This window comes from Actinomycetota bacterium (assembly GCA_035640355.1).
Taxonomy (GTDB): Bacteria; Actinomycetota; UBA4738; order UBA4738; family HRBIN12; genus CALGFI01.
Map to the genome: position 1 here is coordinate 17,098 of DASQWI010000004.1, position 19,491 is coordinate 36,588.

Annotated in this window: 16 protein-coding genes and 1 tRNA gene; 6 read left to right on the forward strand and 11 right to left on the reverse strand. The window is 67.0% G+C overall.

Annotated features, from left to right (window positions below):
• Positions 1-4: 4 nt before the first annotated feature.
• A complete protein-coding gene (locus tag VFA08_01635; GenBank protein HYZ12294.1) occupies positions 5-838 on the reverse strand; it encodes a hypothetical protein in 834 nt (277 codons plus the stop codon).
• 143 nt (positions 839-981) lie between these two features.
• Here VFA08_01635 and VFA08_01640 point away from each other — a divergent pair, with 143 nt between their 5' ends.
• Together VFA08_01640 and VFA08_01645 are read left to right on the forward strand one after the other, a co-directional pair.
• The gene (locus tag VFA08_01640; GenBank protein HYZ12295.1) at positions 982-2,277 is read left to right on the forward strand and encodes a hypothetical protein; all 1,296 of its coding nucleotides are present in this window, start codon (positions 982-984) and stop codon (positions 2,275-2,277) included.
• 74 nt (positions 2,278-2,351) lie between these two features.
• Positions 2,352-3,680, forward strand: coding sequence for a DNA primase small subunit domain-containing protein (locus tag VFA08_01645; GenBank protein ID HYZ12296.1), 1,329 nt, complete (start codon positions 2,352-2,354; stop codon positions 3,678-3,680).
• A 10-nt stretch (positions 3,681-3,690) separates the two neighbouring features.
• Here VFA08_01645 and VFA08_01650 read toward each other — a convergent pair whose 3' ends face one another.
• The 7 genes from VFA08_01650 to VFA08_01680 are packed head-to-tail and all read right to left on the reverse strand — an operon-like array spanning position 3,691 to position 12,205.
• Entirely contained in the window at positions 3,691-5,301 is a 1,611-nt protein-coding gene (locus VFA08_01650; GenBank protein HYZ12297.1) for an FAD-dependent thymidylate synthase, read from the reverse strand.
• 1 nt (position 5,302) lies between these two features.
• A complete protein-coding gene (gene pknB, locus VFA08_01655; GenBank protein HYZ12298.1) occupies positions 5,303-7,036 on the reverse strand; it encodes a Stk1 family PASTA domain-containing Ser/Thr kinase in 1,734 nt (577 codons plus the stop codon).
• Positions 7,037-7,045: 9 nt separating this feature from the next.
• Positions 7,046-8,539 (reverse strand): penicillin-binding protein 2, encoded by a 1,494-nt coding sequence (locus tag VFA08_01660; GenBank protein ID HYZ12299.1) that lies wholly within the window; start codon positions 8,537-8,539, stop codon positions 7,046-7,048.
• 1 nt (position 8,540) lies between these two features.
• Positions 8,541-9,854, reverse strand: a complete 1,314-nt coding sequence (locus tag VFA08_01665; protein HYZ12300.1) for an FtsW/RodA/SpoVE family cell cycle protein — start codon at positions 9,852-9,854, stop codon at positions 8,541-8,543.
• A complete protein-coding gene (locus VFA08_01670; GenBank protein ID HYZ12301.1) occupies positions 9,851-11,056 on the reverse strand; it encodes a Stp1/IreP family PP2C-type Ser/Thr phosphatase in 1,206 nt (401 codons plus the stop codon). The genes VFA08_01665 and VFA08_01670 overlap by 4 nt, the downstream gene beginning before the upstream one ends.
• On the reverse strand, positions 11,053-11,526 hold the full coding sequence (locus VFA08_01675; protein ID HYZ12302.1) for an FHA domain-containing protein: 474 nt from the start codon (positions 11,524-11,526) through the stop codon (positions 11,053-11,055). Before VFA08_01675 ends, VFA08_01670 begins: the two co-directional genes overlap by 4 nt.
• 1 nt (position 11,527) lies before the next feature.
• A complete protein-coding gene (locus VFA08_01680; GenBank protein ID HYZ12303.1) occupies positions 11,528-12,205 on the reverse strand; it encodes a DUF3662 and FHA domain-containing protein in 678 nt (225 codons plus the stop codon).
• Between the two features lie 102 nt (positions 12,206-12,307).
• Here VFA08_01680 and VFA08_01685 point away from each other — a divergent pair.
• A tRNA-Leu gene (locus tag VFA08_01685) sits at positions 12,308-12,392 on the forward strand.
• A gap of 34 nt (positions 12,393-12,426) precedes the next feature.
• Here VFA08_01685 and VFA08_01690 read toward each other — a convergent pair.
• On the reverse strand, positions 12,427-13,974 hold the full coding sequence (locus VFA08_01690) for an ATP-binding protein (protein HYZ12304.1): 1,548 nt from the start codon (positions 13,972-13,974) through the stop codon (positions 12,427-12,429).
• Positions 13,975-14,385: 411 nt separating this feature from the next.
• Positions 14,386-15,195 carry a LarC family nickel insertion protein gene (locus VFA08_01695; GenBank protein HYZ12305.1) on the reverse strand — a complete coding sequence of 270 codons (810 nt, stop codon included), beginning with the start codon at positions 15,193-15,195 and terminating at the stop codon, positions 14,386-14,388.
• 116 nt (positions 15,196-15,311) lie between these two features.
• On the opposite strand from VFA08_01695, the gene VFA08_01700 reads away from it, so the two are divergent.
• Genes VFA08_01700 through serS form a run of 3 tightly spaced genes read left to right on the forward strand, consistent with a single transcriptional unit; the run spans position 15,312 to position 17,581 of the window.
• On the forward strand, positions 15,312-15,809 hold the full coding sequence (locus VFA08_01700) for a DUF4446 family protein (protein HYZ12306.1): 498 nt from the start codon (positions 15,312-15,314) through the stop codon (positions 15,807-15,809).
• Complete coding sequence (locus VFA08_01705) at positions 15,806-16,303, forward strand: polymer-forming cytoskeletal protein (GenBank protein ID HYZ12307.1); 498 nt, start codon at positions 15,806-15,808, stop codon at positions 16,301-16,303. The genes VFA08_01700 and VFA08_01705 overlap by 4 nt, the downstream gene beginning before the upstream one ends.
• 3 nt (positions 16,304-16,306) lie before the next feature.
• Complete coding sequence (serS, locus tag VFA08_01710; GenBank protein ID HYZ12308.1) at positions 16,307-17,581, forward strand: serine--tRNA ligase; 1,275 nt, start codon at positions 16,307-16,309, stop codon at positions 17,579-17,581.
• On the opposite strand, the gene VFA08_01715 is transcribed toward serS, so the two are convergent.
• On the reverse strand, positions 17,578-19,395 hold the full coding sequence (locus VFA08_01715; protein ID HYZ12309.1) for a PAS domain-containing protein: 1,818 nt from the start codon (positions 19,393-19,395) through the stop codon (positions 17,578-17,580). The two genes, serS and VFA08_01715, sit on opposite strands and share 4 nt — an antisense overlap.
• Positions 19,396-19,491 lie beyond the last annotated feature (96 nt).

Sequence of the window (19,491 nt, forward strand, 5' to 3'; positions counted from 1 at the left end):
AGCGTCAGGCTCGGGCGAGTGTGTCCTCGCGCTCCCTGTCGAGCTCGGCGATCGTGTCGGGAACCACGAAGGGTGTGTGTACGTCACGCCGACGTGCGAAGACGATCCCCAGCCCGATGGAGGTCAGCGCGACGACGACGGCGATCCCGAGCGCCACGAGTGCCCACGCCTCGGCGAGCGGGCGTCGGATCTCCGCCGGCGCCTGTTGATCCCGGATGATCTCTGCCTCGAGGTCGTCGATCTGTTGGATGAGATCGCTCCGCTCCGACCCGGCCGAATCGATCATCAGTTGGAGGTCTTCGATCTCCTTGGTCGCCTTGCGGACCTGACGCCGCAGGTGCCAATTCTTGCCGTACAAGCGCTGCTGCTCGTTCAGCAGGCTCGCTTCGCGAAGCGTCTGCACGATCGAAATCTGTCCCGAGAGCGACTCGCGGAAGCCAGAGATCGTGCACGGGTCGTTGCAGAACTGGATTGTGTAGTACTCACCCGGCACGTCGGGCACCGTGAAGCTCGTGGTGATCTCGAAGGTCGTTCCTGAGTCGCGCTCGATTGTCGCCGCGGCGAGCCTGATGACCCCTTCGGGGAGGGCCTTCCCCTCCTGGATCCATTTGTTGCCCGGGACGAGATAGACGTAGAACGGCCCACGGTTGAGGAGTTCCTCGTGTCGCTTGGGGATCGCCACGAACGCCGTTCCCGATGCGTCGTCGCCGGGAAGGAAGTGCGACCCTGGACGCGGCCCGCGGAATTCGATGTACGCGCCGCCGTCGGCCATGGCCGTTTGCGCGGACAGGATGAGAACGATCGCCACCAACGCCACGAGTCCGAACCTCAAGCGCATCGCAGTCTCCTCGCTATCCGCTTTCTCATCGAGGCAGACCGAGCGGATCGGGCGTCGGTTCCCTGGAACCTTCTCGGCGTTCCGGCAGTAGTTCTGGTCGAGGCGTACTGAGACCAGTGCCTCACGACAAACGGGAGGCTGGGATGCGCGTCAGGCTGCTCGTGACGGCGTCCGTGCTCACGCTGCTGACAGCGGCGTGCACGGGCCCTACCACTCCGACTGAAACCAAGACAGCGAGGGACCTCACCGCCGAGACGCTCTTCCTCGGCACGCCCGACGGACCGCTTGTCGTTCGAGTGCCCACCGGCTCGGTCGTGTTCGACGGCCCCGGGTCCGTGTCGAGCCTCGGCGGCGGATGGGTTCTGTCCACATCGTTCGATGGTCGCCAGACCGCGATCAAGAAGCGCGACGCGGCAACCGGTGTGCTCGAATCGACGACCACGGTTCCAGGCGACTTCGAGGCGCGCATCGTCTCCGAGAGTGGGCGAGCGGTTGCCCTGACCGAACCGCTGCCCGAGAGCTGGGATGCGTCGGTTCCGTTCCCCCGCGCCCGGACCACGATCGTCGTGGCCGATCCGACCGGGGTGAACGAGACGATCACGCTCGATCTCGAGGGCAACTTCGAGCCGGAGGCGTTCTCGACGGACGACCACAGCCTGTTCCTGATCCAGCACCTGCCGGCCGAGACGCCGACGGCGTATCGCGTCACGGTGCTCGACCTCGTCCGCGAGAAGCTCCTGCCGGTCTTCGGGCCGTTCAAGGGCCCGGCCGAGCGGATGCCCGGCACGCGTCTGTCGCAGCTCCTCGCTCCGGACGCCGACCAGCTCTACACCCTGTACACGAGCTCGCGCCCTGGATACGCGCCGCACGACGCGCCCGTTGCGAGCGATGCGAACGTCTCGTTCGTCCACGTGCTGAGCCTCGAGGACGGGTGGGCGCACTGTGTCGGGCTGCCCAGAGCCATGTGGGACCGACCGGCCGACGAGCAGGCGATGGCGACGACACCCGACGGGGCGTACCTGTACATCGTCGACGCCGGTCGGGGACTGGTCGCCGCGATGAACACGGGGTCGCTCAAGGTCGATACGTCCGAGCTCGAGCTGCCGAACATCGGGTCGATCGGTCGGACCTCGGCGTGGATCAGCCCTGACGGACGAACGTTGTTCGTCTCGGTGGCGGGAGATGACGCGATGAGTGCGACCGGCGAGGACGATGGATCGGTCGTGACCGCGCTGGACGCGTCCACGTTCGAGGTCATCGCCACGTGGCGACTCGGCGGCGTGGTGTCGTCGATCGGTGGGTCCTTCGATGGCTCGAACCTCTACGCAGCGGTCGGTGACAGGCTGGCTGTGCTCGACGCCGCTTCCGGGTCCGAGCTCGCCGCCGTGCAGCTCCCAAGCGACGAGCCGATCGTGAGGGTTCTGCCGCTGGCAGCGTGAGGTTCACGAAGCGCGCGAGGCGCCGGGACGCGATCCACGTCCCGGCGCCTCATTTATGCGGCAAGCTAGCCACGATGAGCCCCGCCAAAGCCGAGGTGCTCGAGGTCGCCGGTCGCGAGATCCGCGTGACCAACCCGAGCAAGCCGTACTTCCCGCGGGCGGGGTTGACGAAGCTAGACGTCGTTCGGTTCTTCGTCGACGTCGCGGCGGTCGCGCTTCACGGGTGCCGCGACCGTCCGGTTGTTCTTCACCGGTACCCCGACGGGATCGAGGGCGAGGACTTCTATCAGAAGCGCCTGCCCAAAGGTGCGCCCGAATGGGTGGAGACCGCGCACATCACGTTCCCCAGCGGGCGAACGGCGACGATGCCGGTGATGGCGGACGCAGCGCATCTCGCCTGGCACGCGACGCTCGGCTGCGTCGACGTGAATCCGTGGCCGGTCCGAGGCGACGACGTCGACCACCCCGACGAGCTCCGAGTGGACCTCGACCCGATCCCGGGCGTTCCGTGGGAGGACGTTCGCGAGGTTGCCCTCGTCACGCGCGATGTGTTGGACGAGCTCGGGTACCGGGCGTTCCCCAAGACGAGCGGCAAGCGCGGCATCCACGTGAACCTTCGGATCGAGCCGCGATGGACGTTCACACAGGTCCGGCGCGCCGCACTGGCGCTCGCGCGCGCCGTCGAGCGCCGCTCTCCGAAAGCGACGAGCGCGTGGTGGAAGGAGGAACGTCACGGTGTTTTCGTCGACTACAACCAGAACGCGCGCGACCGAACCGTCGCCAGCGCCTACTCGATCCGTCCTGTGCCGGATGCCCGGATCTCGACGCCGCTGGAGTGGGACGAGGTTGCCAACGTCGATCCGGCCGCGTACACGGTGGCGACGATCCCCGAACGACTCCGGACCGTCGGCGATCCGGGCGCCGAGATCGACGAGCTATCGCACACGCTCGATGCGCTGCTCGAGCTGGCCGATCGGGACGAGCGCGATGGACTCGGCGACGCGCCGTGGCCGCCGCACTTCCCGAAGGGAGAGGACGAACCCCCGCGCGTGCAGCCGTCACGGAGGCGGAAAGCTCCGCCCACGTCGAGCGGAACCGGAACCGGGCGCCGACAGAGCTCGAAGCCGCTGATCGAGATCGCCCGCGCCGAGTCGAAAGACGAAGCTCTTGCGGGTCTCGAGCGATGGAAGGAACGGCACGTCGTGGCTGCGGAGCATCTTCAGCCCGCGGACGTGCTCGTCGACTCGATGCGCGGTCGTTTCAAGGCCTGGTGGCGGATCCGCGTGAACCTCGAGCACGTCCCCGAAGAACAGCGGCCGCCGCAGGAAGCGCTCGAAGTGGATTACGACCCGTGGGCGGAGTTCCGCGGCGACGGCGACTGGCCGCCGCCGAAGCGCACGTAGTGGTCGCGCCTCAGCGCGAGGATTGCGCCGCCTTCCGCTTGGCTTCCGTGCGGCGCTCCGCCTCGAGGCGTTCGAGGTCGACGTCGCTGTAGTCGACGTACTTCATCGCCGCGGCGATCGCCCGGTGGCCTGCGGTTCTGTCGATGAGGTCGTGCATCTGCTGGGCGACCTTCCGGTACGTCGTATGTCCCTGCGGCGACGAGCGCAGCTCGATCAAGTGCATCGCCTCACGCGCGGTCATCTGCATGACGAACCGGATCCGGTACGCCATCGACACCGCGTACTGCGCGACGTCCGCGCCGGCGTGCTCCGCGATCGTGGACCACGTCGAGGCGGAGTCATCCATGACGCGCTCCCAGTCGTCTGTCATGCCCGCCTCAGTGATGATCTCCGGGATCTCGTAGCCGTGCGTCGGTGAAAGCGACTGCCACTCGAGCGTCAGAAGCCGGTGACGCTGCAGATCCCGGAAGGCTCCGTAGTCGCACAGCACGTCGAACCGGTATCCCGTCCGCTCGAACGCGCGCCCCGGCTTGTGACGTCGGTTGGTTCGATCGCCGATGTAGGCGGTGAGGACGGCCTCGCGCTCGTCAAAGCTCATCGTATGGGCGAGCGACTGGAGCCGATCGTCGGGCAGGTCACTCGAGGCGTAGAGCGCCGCCGCGACGACCTTCTCCTCGCCGAGCGGATCGAAATCTGTCAGCGTGACGACGTCGCGCGGTCCGGGTTCGACGCCGTCGGTGTATTTCGCGGTGATCTCGGCGGTCGACTCGCGCGCATCGCGCAGGTAGTTGGACCACGCGACGCCTCGGTCCTGGAGGTCGACGCGCTTCAGGAACGCGGGGATGACCTTGCGAAGCTCGACGAGCATCAGATCGGCGTACTCGCGCACCTCTGCCACCGGATGCGCTCGCATGCGCAGCAGCATCTGCTCGTAGCTCTGGCCCGTCGCGTACACGCCGAGGTTCGACCGCGTGCCGGCGGGCAGCAGCACTCGAAGCGTGTCGCACGTCTTCGCCGTGATCGTCGACCGGTAAAGGAAGTCCGAGTCGTTCGGTTCCTTGGGGAAGCGCTCGACGAACAGGTCGTACAGCGGCTGGAACAGCTGTCCGTACGTGGCGAACGTCCGATCGGCGAATGCGAGGTACGCATCCCCGGCGGGCGAACCGTCGATCTCCGGCGGCATCGCGAGCCGCCACCGCCCTCCAGGCCTGTCGTCGTACCGCATGTACCGCGTCGACTGCTCGAGGTACGCGGCCAGGCGTCCCCACTCGATCGCCTTGGCCAGCAGCTGCGACGCCTGTTCGCACGCCAGGTGGACGCCGCCGAGCTGTGCCACCGAGTCGTCGCCGTACTCGAAGAAGACGTTGTCATAGAGCTTCTCCGCGCGGGCGGTTCCGACGACGCTCTGCGGCGAGGCGTCCCCCACCTCGTCGGCGAACTCGTCGAGGAACAAGCGGCGCAGCGATTTCGTCGTCCGCGAGTAGCGAGCGAACAGCGCGCCCTTTACGACCTCGGGGAGGTTCACCAGGGCGAACACCGGACCGTCGAGGTTCGTGAAGTGCGGTTCGAGGCGCGCCCGCTCGTCGGGCGTGAACTCCTCGTGGACGAACCAGAGGCTCACGTCAGTCGCCGGTCGCCCCGGTTGCGCCGGTCGGGCCGGTTGGAACCGACTCTTCTCCTGCGAACAGCGTCACCGTCTCACCTTGTTCGGCTTCGGTTCCCGCGCTGGGCTCCTGAGCGGCAACCTTGTTCCCCAGCGGACACGCCGGGTTGATCTCCACCCTCTCATCCGAGATCACCGGATTCAGACCGGCGTTGCTGAGCTCGTTCTGCGCGGATGGGAACGACTGGCAACGCACTTCCGGGACGGCGACGGTGCCGGGGCCGGTCGAGATGAGCACTTGGACCTCGGACTCAGGCTCGACATCTGTGCCGGCGGGCGGCTCCGTTCCGATCACGTCGCCCTCCTCGACGGTGTCGCTCGCCTGGTCCTGTGGGACGGCCACCAAGCCAGCGTCCGCGAGGATCGATTGAGCTTCCTCGAAGCTCGAACCCTCGGGTATGTCCGGCACGGCAACGAGCTCGGGCTGCGCGACGACCGTGAGGATCACCTCAGTCCCCTCCGACACCTGCTGGTCGGCGGCGGGGTTCTGCTCGATCACCGTTCCCGGCTCCTCGTCGGGATGATCCTCCGCGGGCGCAGGGACGATCTCGCCGACTTCCAAGCCGGCGTCGCGGATCTCCTGCTCGGCCTCGCGTCGTGGATCGCCGACGACATCGGGAACCGAGACCATCTGGGCCTGCGGCTGTTCGTCCTCGAGCAGGTTCTGGGCCAAGAAGAAGAGCACGATGCCGAGCAATCCGAGGATCAACAGCGTCACGAGGACTGGTATCCACCACCGCGATCGTTCTTCTTGCTCCGGCGGACCGGTGGGCGGCAGCACCGCCGTCTGCGCCGGTTGGTCTCGATGGATGACCTGCGTCGTTCCGACGCCCGCCGGGAGGAGCGGTGTCGCCTCGACGGGCTGCCCTCGTTTGACGCGCTCGAGGTCTTCTCGCATCTCCGTCGCCGACTGGTACCGGTTGGCCGGATTCTTCGCCAGCGCGCGGAGGATCACCGCGTCGAGATCCGGCGACACGTCCCGGTTGATCTGCGAAGGTGGCGTCGGCTGTTCGAGCACATGCTTCGATGCCACCGCCACCGGCGAGTCGCCGGGGAACGGCGGCCGTCCCGTGACCATCTCGAACAGCACGCACCCCAGCGAATAGATGTCCGAACGTATGTCGACGGGCTGACCCTGCGCTTGCTCCGGCGACAGGTACGACGCGGTCCCGAGCACCGCCGCCGTTTGCGCAACGGTTTCGGCCGTAGCAGTGACGCGCGCAATGCCGAAGTCCGTCACCTTCACGTCGCCCTGGCCGTCGAGCATGATGTTTCCGGGCTTGATGTCGCGGTGGATCACGCCCTGCGCGTGCGCGGCCTCGAGTGCACGCGCGACGTCGATCGCGATGTCGATCGCGCGGTCGGGCATGATCCGCCCGCCGCCGGTGAGGTAGTCCGCGAGCGTTCGGCCCTCGACGTACTCCATGACGATGAAGTGCACGCCGTCGTCCGAGCCGGTGTCGAACACCGAAACGATCGTTTGGTTGCTGATCCGGGCCGCGGCCTGCGCCTCGCGGCGGAACCGCTGAACGAAGCCCTGGTCCTCCGCGTACTGCGGCGCGAGGATCTTGATCGCCACCGTGCGCCCGAGCACGGTGTCCTGCCCCCGATACACCTTCGCCATGCCGCCTCGGCCGAGCTCGTTCTCGACCCGGTAGCGTCCTCCGAGCATCACGGGCTGATCGATGGTCATCTCCTGCGCCTAGAGGCCGAGCGCGGCCTCGATGACTGCCCTCGCAATGGGTGCCGCAACCTGGCCGCCCGTCGCCTCGCTCCCGAGGTTACCCCCGTCGAGCACCACCACTGCGACTGCTACCCGCGGACTTCCTGCCGGCGCGAACGATACGAACCACGCGTGCGGCGCCTCGCCCTCGCCGTGCTGTGCCGTACCCGTTTTCCCCGCGACCGATACGCCGGGGATCTGCGCCGCCGTCCCGGTCCCGCCCTCGACGACGGAGACCATCATCTGCGTCAGCGCGGCCGCGTTCTCGCTCGACAGCGGTTCCGAGAAATCCTCCGGCGCGAACTCTTGGATCACGCGGCCGCTCGGATCTCGAACCTCGGTGACGAGACGCGGCCGCATCATCACACCGCCGTTGCCGATCGAGCCGGCGACCAGAGCCATGTGAAGCACGTTCGTCGCCACGTCCTGCTGCCCGATCGCCGAGATGGCGACCGCCGGCGCCCTCTCGACGAAGCTCTCGGCATCGGGGAACACGCCCGAGACCCATGGGATGTCGAAGGGGATCAGATCCTCGCCCGGTTCCGCGGTGAACCCGTACTTCCGCGCCTGCTCCGCCAGCGCTTCTGCGCCGAGCTCCAGACCGACCTCGCCGAAGGTCACGTTGCACGATTGCTGCAACGCCGAGGCCAGCGTTATCTGTGCAGCGCCGCCGGAGCAGTGCGTTCCGCCGAAGTTCTGGATCGTCGCATCCGTGAGTGGCAAATCCAGCTCTTGCGGGTTCGGCCACGTGCTCTCGGGACCGAACCCGTTCTCGAGCGCAGCTGACGCCGTGACGATCTTGAATGTCGAGCCCGGCGGGAACAGCTCGTCGCTCGCGCGCGAGACCAGCGGCTTGTCCGGGTCCTCGTTCAGCTCGTCCCATGCGGCACGAACGACCTTCGGGTCTTGCGAGGCAAGTTGGTTCGGGTCATACGTCGGCTCCGCGTACAAAGCCAGCACGTTGCCCGTCGTTGGATCGACCGCCGCGATGGCGACGTCGCCGGACTCCGCCTCGGCCGCCTGGATCGCGGCCTCTTGGAGCTCCGGCTCCAGAGTCGTCACGATCGTTGCACCCCGCTTGTCGCGACCGAGAACCAGGTCGGCGAGCGTCTGCGGCAAGAGCTCGGCCGCCTCGCCGGCCAGGTAGTCGTTGAAGCTCTGCTCGAGCTCGGTGCGCCCGAAAACGAACGAGTAGAACCCGGTCAGGTGCGCGAAGCGGTCGCCCTGGGGATATCGGCGCTGGTACTTGAGATCACCCGAGCTGCGACGGCTCGACGCGAGCACCGTTGTACCGTCGGCGGCCAGGATCTCGCCCCGATCGACGGAGTACTCGGTCCGCAACAGCCGCAGTGCGTTCGCCGGGTTGTTCTCGAGGTCCTCTGCGGCGAACACCTGGATGAAGTTGACCTGCGCGAACAGCAACAGGAACAGCACGAGCAGACCGATGCCCAGGCGCCGGATCTGCCGCTCCACGTCAGGTCACCGCCCGTCCGGGCGCGGGACCGCTCGAGATCCGCACGAGCAGCGCGAGCAGGATGAAGTTGGACACCAGGCTGGAGCCGCCGTACGACACGAACGGCAGCGTCACGCCGGTTAGCGGTATGACACGCGTCACGCCGCCCACGATCACGAACGTCTGCAGGCCGATCAACGCCGAAAGCCCGGTGGCGAGCAGCCGTCCGAACGGATCGCGCGCCTCGAGCGCGATTCGAAGGCCCTTCCCGACGAGCACGACGTACAGCAGCAGCAGCGCCGTCGTGCCGAGCAGGCCGAGCTCCTCCCCGATCGCCGCGAAGATGAAGTCGGTCGACGCGAAGGGGATCAACCCCGGTGAACCCTGACCGAGCCCGGCGCCGACGAGGCCTCCCGTCGCCATGCCGAACTGCGCCTGCGCGAGTTGTCCGTAGCCCACGTCGAACACCTTGTTCGGGTCGAGCGCGTTCAACCAGACGTCGACGCGAAGCTGGACGTGATCGAACAGCGCCCACCCCAGGTACGCGCCGACTGCGAATAGGACCAACCCGATGACCAAGTACACGGCGCGGCCGGTGGCGACCCACAGCATCACGACGAAGATGCCGAAGTACAGGAGCGACGCGCCGAGGTCGCGTTGTAGGAACAGGATCGCCAGCGACCCGGCCCATGCGAACAGTACCGGTGCGAGGTGCTTCGGCGCCGGAAGGCGGAACGGACCGAGCCGCGTCGTTGCCACCTGCAGCAGCTCGCGCTTCTGCGTCAGGTATGACGCGAGGAAGATCACGATCAGCACCTTGCCGAGCTCCGCCGGCTGGAAGCCGAGGGGTCCGATCTGCACCCACAGCCTGGCGCCGTTGATCGTGCGGCCGATGCCCGGAACCAGCGGCAGCATGAGCAGGATCAGGCCGAGCAAGCCGATCGTGTACGTGTACGCGTCGAGCATCCGATGGTCGCGCACGACAACGATCGTCACGACGAACGCGGCGAGACCGACGACGATCCACGTCGCCTGTTCGGTTGCCAGTCCGCCCGAAAGGCGGAAGATCATGGCGAACCCCAAGCCGACCAGGACGCCCGCCGTCGCGAACAGCGCGGGATCCGCCGCCGGGGCGAACCGCCTGATCGCGATGAGCGCGAGCGCATACCCGCCCGCAAAGATCGCCGCGTAGATCACGAACTTCGCTGGGAGCTGACCGCGCTTGCCATAGCCCGCGATCACGTATGCGCCGACCGAAAGGATCAGCGCGGTGATCGTGAATCCGAGTGCCGAACCGAGAGACACGCGCGACGTGCGAACGACCGCGCGACTCACGAGGCGTTCTGTCGTGCGCGCTCGATGTCGGTGCGGATCTGTTCGACGACGTCCTCGGCGGCGTCCCGATCGTCGACCGTGATGCCTTCGGGAAGGCGGTCGCTCCAGACGGCAAGGTCCTCGGTTTCGCCGGCGCGGATCGACGTCTCGACGACGACCGAGTTCATCTCGATCCCAGCGACCTCGGCCGGCACGCCGCGGAAGATGGCGACACGGCCGTTCGACACGCCGACGAACCACTGCGAGTCCAGGTAGAGACGGACGCCGACGAACCCGAGGGCGGCGATGGCGAGCACGATCACTATTCCGACCAAGAACTTGCGCGCGATCGGCGGCCGAGAGGAGGTTGGTGCGGGCTGACGACGCGTGCTGGGAGGGCTCGACCAGGTGGTGACGTCGCCGCCCGCAGGCGGTGGCGGTGTCATCGTCGGGGTCGGATGTCGGGTCGTCGTCGGCGGGTGCGGTCGCGAGACCTCCTTCGTCCCGCCGCCATCGATACGCCCGTCTTCGGTGAAATCGATGATCACCGCGGTGATGTTGTCGATCCCGCCGGCGCGATTCGCCTCGCGGACGAGCCGATCGACGGCTTCCTGCGGGTCTCGCACGTCCTGGAGGACCGAGACGATCTCGTCCTCGCTGAGCATGCCGGTGAGCCCGTCGGTGCAGAGCAGCAGGCGATCCCCAACCTGCACCTCGACATTGGTCTCGTCGACCCGCACGTCTCCTTCGACGCCGAGCGCACGCGTGAGGACGCTTCGGTGCGGGTGATTCTCGGCCTCTGTCTCGGTGATCTCGCCCTCCACGACCATCCGATGAACGAGCGTGTGATCCTCCGTCAGCAGTTGAAGCTTCCCGCCGCGGAACAGGTATGCGCGCGAATCGCCAACGTGCGCGAGCCGCACCGCGCCGCCCTCAATCAGCGCCGCGGTGAGCGTCGTTCCCATCCCGGACACGTCTCGGTCGGATTGCGATCGCTCGAACACTGCCCGGTTAGCTCGCTCGACCTGCTCGATGAGCGTTCCCTCTCGCTCCGCGAACAGCTGCTCGACGGTCTGCAACGCAAGGTTCGACGCCACCTCGCCGCCTCGGTGCCCGCCCATGCCATCGGCCACGGCATACAGCGGATCGTCGATCAGGATTGCGTCCTCGTTCCCCTCGCGGACCTGACCGATATCGGTCGTGGCGCCGACACGGGTCCTCATCGGCGGAGCTCCAGCACGGTCTTGCCGACCTTGACCACGTCGCCGGCGTGAACCTCCACGGGCGAGGCGACCTTGCGATCATTCAGGTACGTGCCGTTCGTCGAGCCGAGATCCTCGACGAACCAGCTCCCGTTCTCGCCGTACAGGCGCGCGTGCACCAGGGAAACGTACGTGTCCGACAACCGGATCGCACACGCGGCTCCCCGGCCGATCTGCGTCGGGCCAGACAGCTTCACGTTCCGCGCCTTCGAGCCGTCGGCTTCATGGACGACGACGTGCGACGGCGGCTTTCCGCCCTTCGACGTCCGCGCGGCGGCGAGCTGCTCCGTCGGTGCCCGCATCTCCGTCGTGCGTCGTTCACGCCGCCGACCGGCCATGTCGAGGGCGACCGAACGCACCGCGCGGAACACGAAGAAGTACAGCAGGAAGAGGAGGGAGTACTTGAGGACGGATAGGACGAACGGCGTCATATCAGGCCCTCCGGAACTCCAACACCGTCTCGCCGATCATGATGCGGTCGCCGTCGTCGAGCACGCGCTCCTGCACCGACTCGTCGTTCACCAGCGTGCCGTTCGTCGACCCGAGATCGGTCAACACGAACTCGCCATTGGAGTTCCTGATCCGCGCGTGCTGGCGCGATGCGCCGGGGTCGTCCACCACGACATCGCTCTCGGGGAGCCGGCCGAGCGTGACGACGCTCGTTCCGAGCGTGAAGGTCTCCCCGCCGTTCAAGGCGGTCAGGGTGGCTCGACCGCTCGGTGCCGGCGCGAGCTCCTCTTCGCCCTCGACGAAGGAGGTCTCGACGTCGAACCGTCCCTTGCCGAGGGATTCGTCCGTTTGGAGCTCGATCTCGGGTGGCCCGGCCAGGCCCCAGCCGCGCTCGCTCGCCGTCTCGCGGACGACGCGACGAAGCTCCGAAACGAGCGCCTGCTCGACCTGCTCGAACCGCTCGCCGTCCGCAACTGAAAGCGTGAACACGAACCGGTTCGGCGCCCACACCTCGCGGACGCCCACGGTCTTGTTCGCGTCCATCTCACGGATGGCCCGCTTGGCGAGCTCAACGGGCTGCAGCCCTGAACGAAGGGTGGAAGCGAAGAAGCCCTCAACCAGGGCGCCGAGGCGTCGCTCGAAGTCTCGGAGGATCGGCACGTTTGGAAGTGTTTCCCCTGCTCACGCCATTCGAAGCGCGATTCTACCCGGTGCGTTGGGCCGCATCTCCGCGGCACGCCGCTGCTACCATGACGCCCCGCCGGGCGAGTGGCGGAACTTGGCAGACGCGCAGGATTCAGGTTCCTGTGAGGGCAACCTCGTGGGGGTTCAACTCCCCCCTCGCCCACGTCCGGCGCTCTGGTTGGAGCGCCTGTATCGGACTAGATCTTGATGACCACGTCGCCGGGCCTCCCGGCGTCCAGATCGCCCGGCTGCGGCGGCTCGTAGCGAATCGGGATCGTCACGATGAACTTGCTCCCGTCGCCCGGCGTGCTCTGAACGTCGATGGTCCCGCCCAGGTGATCGAGCAGGTCGCGAACGAGTGATAGGCCAAGCCCCGTACCCCGGAACGTCCGAGTGCTCGACGAGTCCACCTGATAGAAGCGGTCGAAGATCCTGGGGAGCTCGTCGGGCGGTATGCCGATCCCGTAGTCGCGGACGGAGAACACGATGTAGTCACCGTCGCTTCGCGCCTCCAGCTCGCACGGCGACCCGTCGGGTGAGTACTTGAGCGCGTTGTCGACGAGATTCTGCAGCACGCGAGTCAGGAGCTGACGATCCGTAGTCAGAACGGGCAGATCGTCCGGCATGTCGACGTGCACGCGAACCGCGTCGTTCGCCAGTCCCTCCATAACCTCACGCACGAGGTCCTCGAACAGAACGCGCCCGACGGCGACGGGAAGTTGGTGCGTCTCGAGGTTGGACGCGGTGAGCAGGTTCTCGATCAGGCGAAGCAACCGGTCGCTCTGCCGCTCCATGCGTTCGAGGAACTCCTCGCGCATCTTGTCGTCGTCTGCGAACTCCGGTTGGCGGAGCGTCTTCGCGTAGCCCATGAGGGCGGTGACCGGTGTTCTGAGCTCGTGCGACACAACGGCAACGAACTCGCCCTTCATGCGGTTCAGCTCGATCAGCTCGCCGACCGTGTGGTGTTCCTTTTGGAGGAGCTCCTCGAGCCGTCGCGTCTGGTCGGCGAGGAGCTTGTTCTGCTCGGCGAGTCGATCGGCGAGCGCGCGACTACGGAAGTACATCTGGCGCGCGAACACGAGCGGGCCGAGGAACACGACGACCGACCAGAACCCGGTTGAAAGATAGAACTGCGCGATCACCGCGCCGAACAGTCCGAGCCCTATGTAGGAGAACAGGAACTCGTACGGCGCTGGACCGTGCATCTTCACGAGCACCTGGCGCAGCGTGAAGCCTTGCTGCAATGCCTCCAGCCCGGCGACCAGGGTCGCGTTCAGGGCGTACGCGGCGAATGCGGCGAGCACCGTGCCGAACAGCAGCACGTACCAGTCGGAGTGCGGATCCGCGACTGCGTGGAAGAGCACGCTGCCCGCGAGGATCGACAGCGCCATCTGGCTCCGGTTGTACACGGCCTTGAGGAGCGACACCTCGCGGCGGAACTCGCGCGGATCCACCGAACCGAGGAGCGCGATCAGCGTCGCTTCGGGTGGGCCGAAGATGATCGCCACGCCGAGCAGCAACGGAAAGCTCAGCGAGAGCTGCATCCCGCCCCACGCCGGAACGGGGATGAGATCAACCGCGGCGACCGCGATCACGAACAGGACCATCGAAGGTTCGAGCCGTTCTCGAGCGGTGGGGAGCGCGATCGCCAGGTACGTCAGGAGCGGGACGACGACGCCAAGTTGGTACGCGACTTGTATCCAGCGTCGGGCCGGTTCGCGCCTGAGCTCCTCCTCCGGCGTCATGCGGTCACCTCCGCGAGCGTTCGACTGCGGTTACCAGCCCGTTTATGACACGCCGCTCGGCCGTCTGCCATAACCCGCCGCTCGCCATGTCCCCCGTGATCGGACTGTTTTCAAATCGGCCGCCCCACCAGCCATTCCCGCCGATGGGGGGATATCGGCCCTACGTGCGTTCAGCTTACGTTCCGACCCCGAGGTGCCGATACACCCCGTCGGTACCGGCCCCGAAAGGAGGCGATGCCGTGTCGAAGTACCGCCGACTCATGGTGTCGCTCGGCTGGCTAGCGGCCTTCATGATGGCCGTTGGTAACGGCTGGAAGAACTCTTAGTCGCACTCCAGCGCGCGCGCCAGGAACAGCCGCGATGCTGCCCCACGACGGGGCAGCATCGGGCGTTTCTCGGTACCCTTCCGGTTCAGCCTGCGTCTTCCGGCTCGAGCGCTGGCTCCGGCTCTGTGACAAGGCGCAGATCGGGCGTACCGGCGACGCTCGGCCGCGATGTCGCCGGCTCCTGTTCGCCGATCAGAACTCGAAGCAGGTTCGGTATCTCCAGTCTTTGTGCGCCGGCGCCGTAGCCGGCCGCCTCGACTCGCATCGTCGGGAGCTCTCCGTACCCTTCGACCGTCGCCGCGAGGATCGCCGCCCCGGTCGCCGTCGTCAGCTCACTGGCGATGCCCAGCGAGAACATCGGCGCGCCGCGGAGCAGCTCGACGACCGTCGGTGTGGGGATCGGCATCGCGCCGTGCTCCGTTCTGGTCATGCCGAGCCCCGTCGGAACCGCTGATGAGAAGACCCGCTGTACTTCGAGCGTCGTCAACGCGACCGCCACGCCGACGAGATCGACGAGCGCGTCGACGCCGGCGGCTTCGTGGAACGTCACGGTCTCGGGTTCGCGACGGTGAACGCGAGCGTCGGCCTCGGCGAACAGCCGGAACATGCGATGCGCCAGCCGCCGGGCCTCCGGCGGGATATCGGCCGCGTCGATCAACGCTCTTACGCTCGCGTACGTCCGGATGACACCGGCCACGTTGTCGGCACTGACCCCGACGCGCGTCGCTCGGATGCCGTGCTCTTCTACCTCGTCCACGGCGAGATCGAACGGCTCGAGCGGCAGCGTCGACAGATGCGACTTCACGTGGTCGACGTCGACGCCTGTGTCCAGGAGCGCTGCCAGCGCCGTGTCGCCAGTGATCCCGGCGATGCAATCGAAGTAGGCGATGCGCATCAGGTCGAACCGCCTCGGGACGGCGCGGTCGGTTCGACCGCGAGAGCGTCGATTGTATACTCCCGTCTCCGCAACACCGCAGGTCAATGGCCATGTAACGGGGATCGTGGATCGCGATGACCTTTTCGCCCGAGACGCTCACACTTCTGGTGCTTGTCGCGCTGGGCCTGGCGGCGCTGGCGCTCGCGTTCTCGGCACTTTCGAGGGGGCGTGCGCGGGCGGAACAACCACGCGACCCGGTCCGCGTGACCACGATGTTGCGTGGACTCCTGCAGGGCCAGGCGCGGCAGATCCAACAACTCGAGGCCGCTGTGCGCTCATTGGCGGCTACCGAACAGCAGCGCGGTGGACTCATCGCGGGCGCCGTGCGGCATGTAGGACTGGTGCGCTATGACGCGTTCGAGGACGTCGGCGGACGGCTGTCGTTCTCGTGCGCGCTGCTGGACGCGAGAGGGAACGGCGTGGTGATGACCTCGATCAACGGACGGCAGGACACAAGGGTCTACGCGAAGCCCGTTACCGAAGGGCGGAGCGCCCACAACCTGTCGATCGAGGAGGAGGAAGCGATCCGCCAGGCGCTGGCCACACCGCGGGAGACGGTGACGGCGACATGATCTGGCGACGTGAAGACGCAGAGACCGAGGCCGAGGGTCAGGCTCGGCCCGCCGAGGAACTCGAGACGGGGGGACCGCGGATGGCAGAGCAGCAGAGCGGTGAGGTCACGATCATCGGGAAGGGCGCGAAGCTCGAAGGAACGGTCGTCTCGGTCGGCTCGCTCCGGATCGAGGGACAGATCAAGGGCCAGGTGAACGCCGACGGCGACGTGATGCTGGCGCAGGAGAGCCAGGTCGAAGCGGACATCCGAGCGCAGAACGTCGCCGTGGCCGGTCGGTTCAAGGGCTCGATCGTCGTGAAGGGGCGGGCGGAGCTCGCGCGCGGAGGTCGCGTCGACGGCAACATCACGGCGAAGACGCTCGTGGTCGAGGAAGGCGGCATCTTCCAGGGGCAGAGCATCATGGATCAGCAAGCCCAACAGGCGGGTCAGCAACCCGCCCAACAGCCCGCGCGCCGCGAGAACATCCCCGAGGCCGAGCGCGCCAAGGTCTAGGACGTGCTCGACATCCGGGCGATCCGCGAGGACCCGGAGCGGTTCCGCGCCGGCCTCGGCCGGCGCAACATGGCCGAAGCCGTCGACGAACTCCTCGCCGCGGACGAGCGACGTCGTTCGCTGACCGTACGCGTCGAAGAGCTCCGCGCCGAGCAGAACCGCGCCTCGAAGCAGATCGGCAAGGCGCAGGGCGACGAGAAGCAGAACCTCATCGCCGCGGTCGCCGCGGTCTCGAAGGAGATCCAGAAGCTCGAGCCGCAACTGGCGGACGCCGAGTCGGGGCTGAACGCGCTCCTCGCGCGCGTCCCGAACGTCCCGCACGAGTCGGCGCCCGACGGGTTCACCGAGGAAGACGCGGTCGAGGTCAGGCGTCACGGCCAGCCGACGACATTCGACTTCGAGCCGAAGGATCATGCGGCGCTCGGCGAGCTGCTCGGGGTGCTCGACACCGAACGAGGCGCCCGGACGAGCGGTTCTCGATTCGTCTATCTCCTGGGCGACATCGTGCAGGTCCAGTTCGCGCTGCTCCGGCATGCGCTCGACGTCCTGGTCGATAAGGGCTTCACGCCGGTGATCCCGCCGGTCCTGGTTCGCGAGGAGGCGATGTACGGCTCGGGTTTCTTGCCGACCGATGAGGTCAACATCTACGTCACGCAGCCGGACGAGCTCTACCTCGTCGGCACCTCGGAGGTCTCGCTCGCCGCGTTCCACATGAACGAGATCCTCGACGAGAGGGACCTGCCGATCCGATACGCGGGCTATTCGACGTGTTTCCGCCGCGAAGCCGGCTCGTACGGCAAGGATCTCGGTGGAATGTTCCGTGTACACCAGTTCGACAAGGTGGAGATGTTCTCGTTCGCTCGTCCCGAGGATTCGTGGGACGAGCACGAATTCATGGTCGGTATCGAGGAGCAGATCGTGAGCAACCTCGAGTTGCCCTACCGCGTCGTGAACATCGCGGCGGGCGATCTCGGCAGCGCTGCGGCGAAGAAGTACGACATCGAGGTGTGGCTACCGGGGCAGAACCGTTACCGCGAGCTCACGTCGTGCTCCAACTACGTGGATTACGGCGCGCGCAGAGCGCAGACGCGCGTCCGGCGAGAGGGGGGCGACATCGAGGTCCTCCACACGCTGAACGGGACCGCGACCGCTATCGGCCGGACCATCATCGCGATCCTGGAGAACGGCCAGCAGGCGGACGGGTCGGTCGCCCTGCCGAAGGTGCTCCATCAGTTCCTTCCCGAGAGCCTCCGCGAGCTCCGCCCGCGCGACGGTTAGGGCCGCTCGGTCCTCGCCCGGAGCTCCTGGTAGCGATCCTCGAGCTCGCGGAGGGACAGTTCGGTCAATCGCTGCGCGGTGACGTCGAGGGCGACACCGTGCCAGAACACCGCGCGCCCCTCGTCGTCGCGAACGAGCGTGGCCCGGCTGTGGAGCCACACGATGTCTCCGTCGGGCCGGACGACGCGGTACTCCTCATCGAACGGCTCGCCCGTCTCCTCGGCATGCGCGTTGGCCAGGAGCACGCGGTCGCGGTCGTCCGGATGGAGCATCCGCCCGAAATGTGCCGGATCCGTCACGAGATCTGACACCGGGATGCCGAAGATCCGCTCGGCTTGCGGGCTCAGGTAGGCGAACCGTACCTCGGCGGGCTGGTAGTTGGGGATCTCCACGTACGTGACCGCCGGCATCTGCTCGACGAGCGCGCGGTACCGAACCTCTGCCTGGTCACGTTCCTGTTCGGCTCGCTTGGCTTCGGTTATGTCGAGCAGCAGGCCTTGTAGCTCTTTCGGTCTGCCGCTCGGATCGCGCGAGAGCACCGTCCCATGGTCGCGCACCCAACGGACAGTACCGTCACGGTGAAGCATCCTGTATTGGATCGCGTAGGGCTCGCCGGTCTCGGTGACGTCCTTCGTGACGGCGAGGACTCGATCAATGTCCTCGGGATGAACGCTGTCGACCCAGTCGGTTCGTACATCGTCGTGCGTGTAGCCGAGCATCGTTCGGAGCTGCGGGCTTATGTACGTGACCTCTCCGCCGGGAGTTCCCGTCGTCACGTCGACCACGTACGTGACCGCGGGCGCGTGCTCTGCGAGCGAGCGGAACCGTAGCTCGCTCCGCAGCGCCTGTTCCTCCGCGAGCTTCCTCGCGGTGACGTCGATCATCACTCCCTGGAACAGGTCGGGGCGTCCGTGCTGGTCGCGCGTGAGCAGGACCGCCTCGTCGAGCACCCAGACGATGTGCCCGTCCTTGTGCAGATAGCGGTACTCCATCGAGAACGACTCGCCGGTCGTCTCGGAACGGATCGTCGCGGCGAGCACGGCGGTCCTGTCGTCCGGGTGCAGGCGCGACGTCCAGAAATCGGGCGACTGGTGCCATTCGTCGATCGTGAAGCCGAGGAGCTGTTCGATCCTCGGGCTCGTGTAGGCGTGGGGCGATGCTTGCTCGAAATCGATCTCCCAGATGTAGGTCACGGCCGGGATGTGCTCGGCGAGCGTGCGATATCGGTGCTCGGTAGCGCGCAGCTCCTTTTCTGCGCGCCGTCGTTCGGCGATCTCCAGCGCCATGAGCTCGTTGGCCTCTTCCAGCTCCGCCGTTCGCTCCTGCACCCGTCGTTCGAGCTCGTCTCGGGATGCCCGCAGGGCACTCTCGACCCGTTTCAGCTCGGTGATGTCGGTCTGGACGCCGAGCCAGTACTGCGGTCGTCCGCTCTCGTCGCGCACGAGCGTCGCGACGTCGCGGAACCAGACCGCTCGTCCGTCGCTGGCGATCAGCCGGTACTCGCGGCTCCACGGCTCGCCGGTCTCGCTGTGGCGATCGTGCGCGTCGAGCGTCTGCTCGCGCTCGTCGGGGTGGAGGAGCTCCATCCAGATGTCCGGCTGATCGAGCCATTCCTTGCGCGTGTACCCGAGCGCCCGCTCGACTTGAGGGCTCACATAGAGCGTTCGCCGATCGACGTCGGGCGCGACCATGTACACAACCGCGGGGATGTTCTCGACGAGCAAGCGGTAGCGGGCCTCCGATTCGCGCAGCGCTCGCTCGGCGTCACCGGTCCCTTCGCGGTCTGGGCCCACGGGCTCGTCGTGGCTCGGCATCGGTTCATCGTGACAGAAAGCGCCAGTTGCGTTTCGACTGTCCGGTCGGTCCGGCCGCCAGCGTCGCCGATATTCGCCGATACACGGACTGCATCA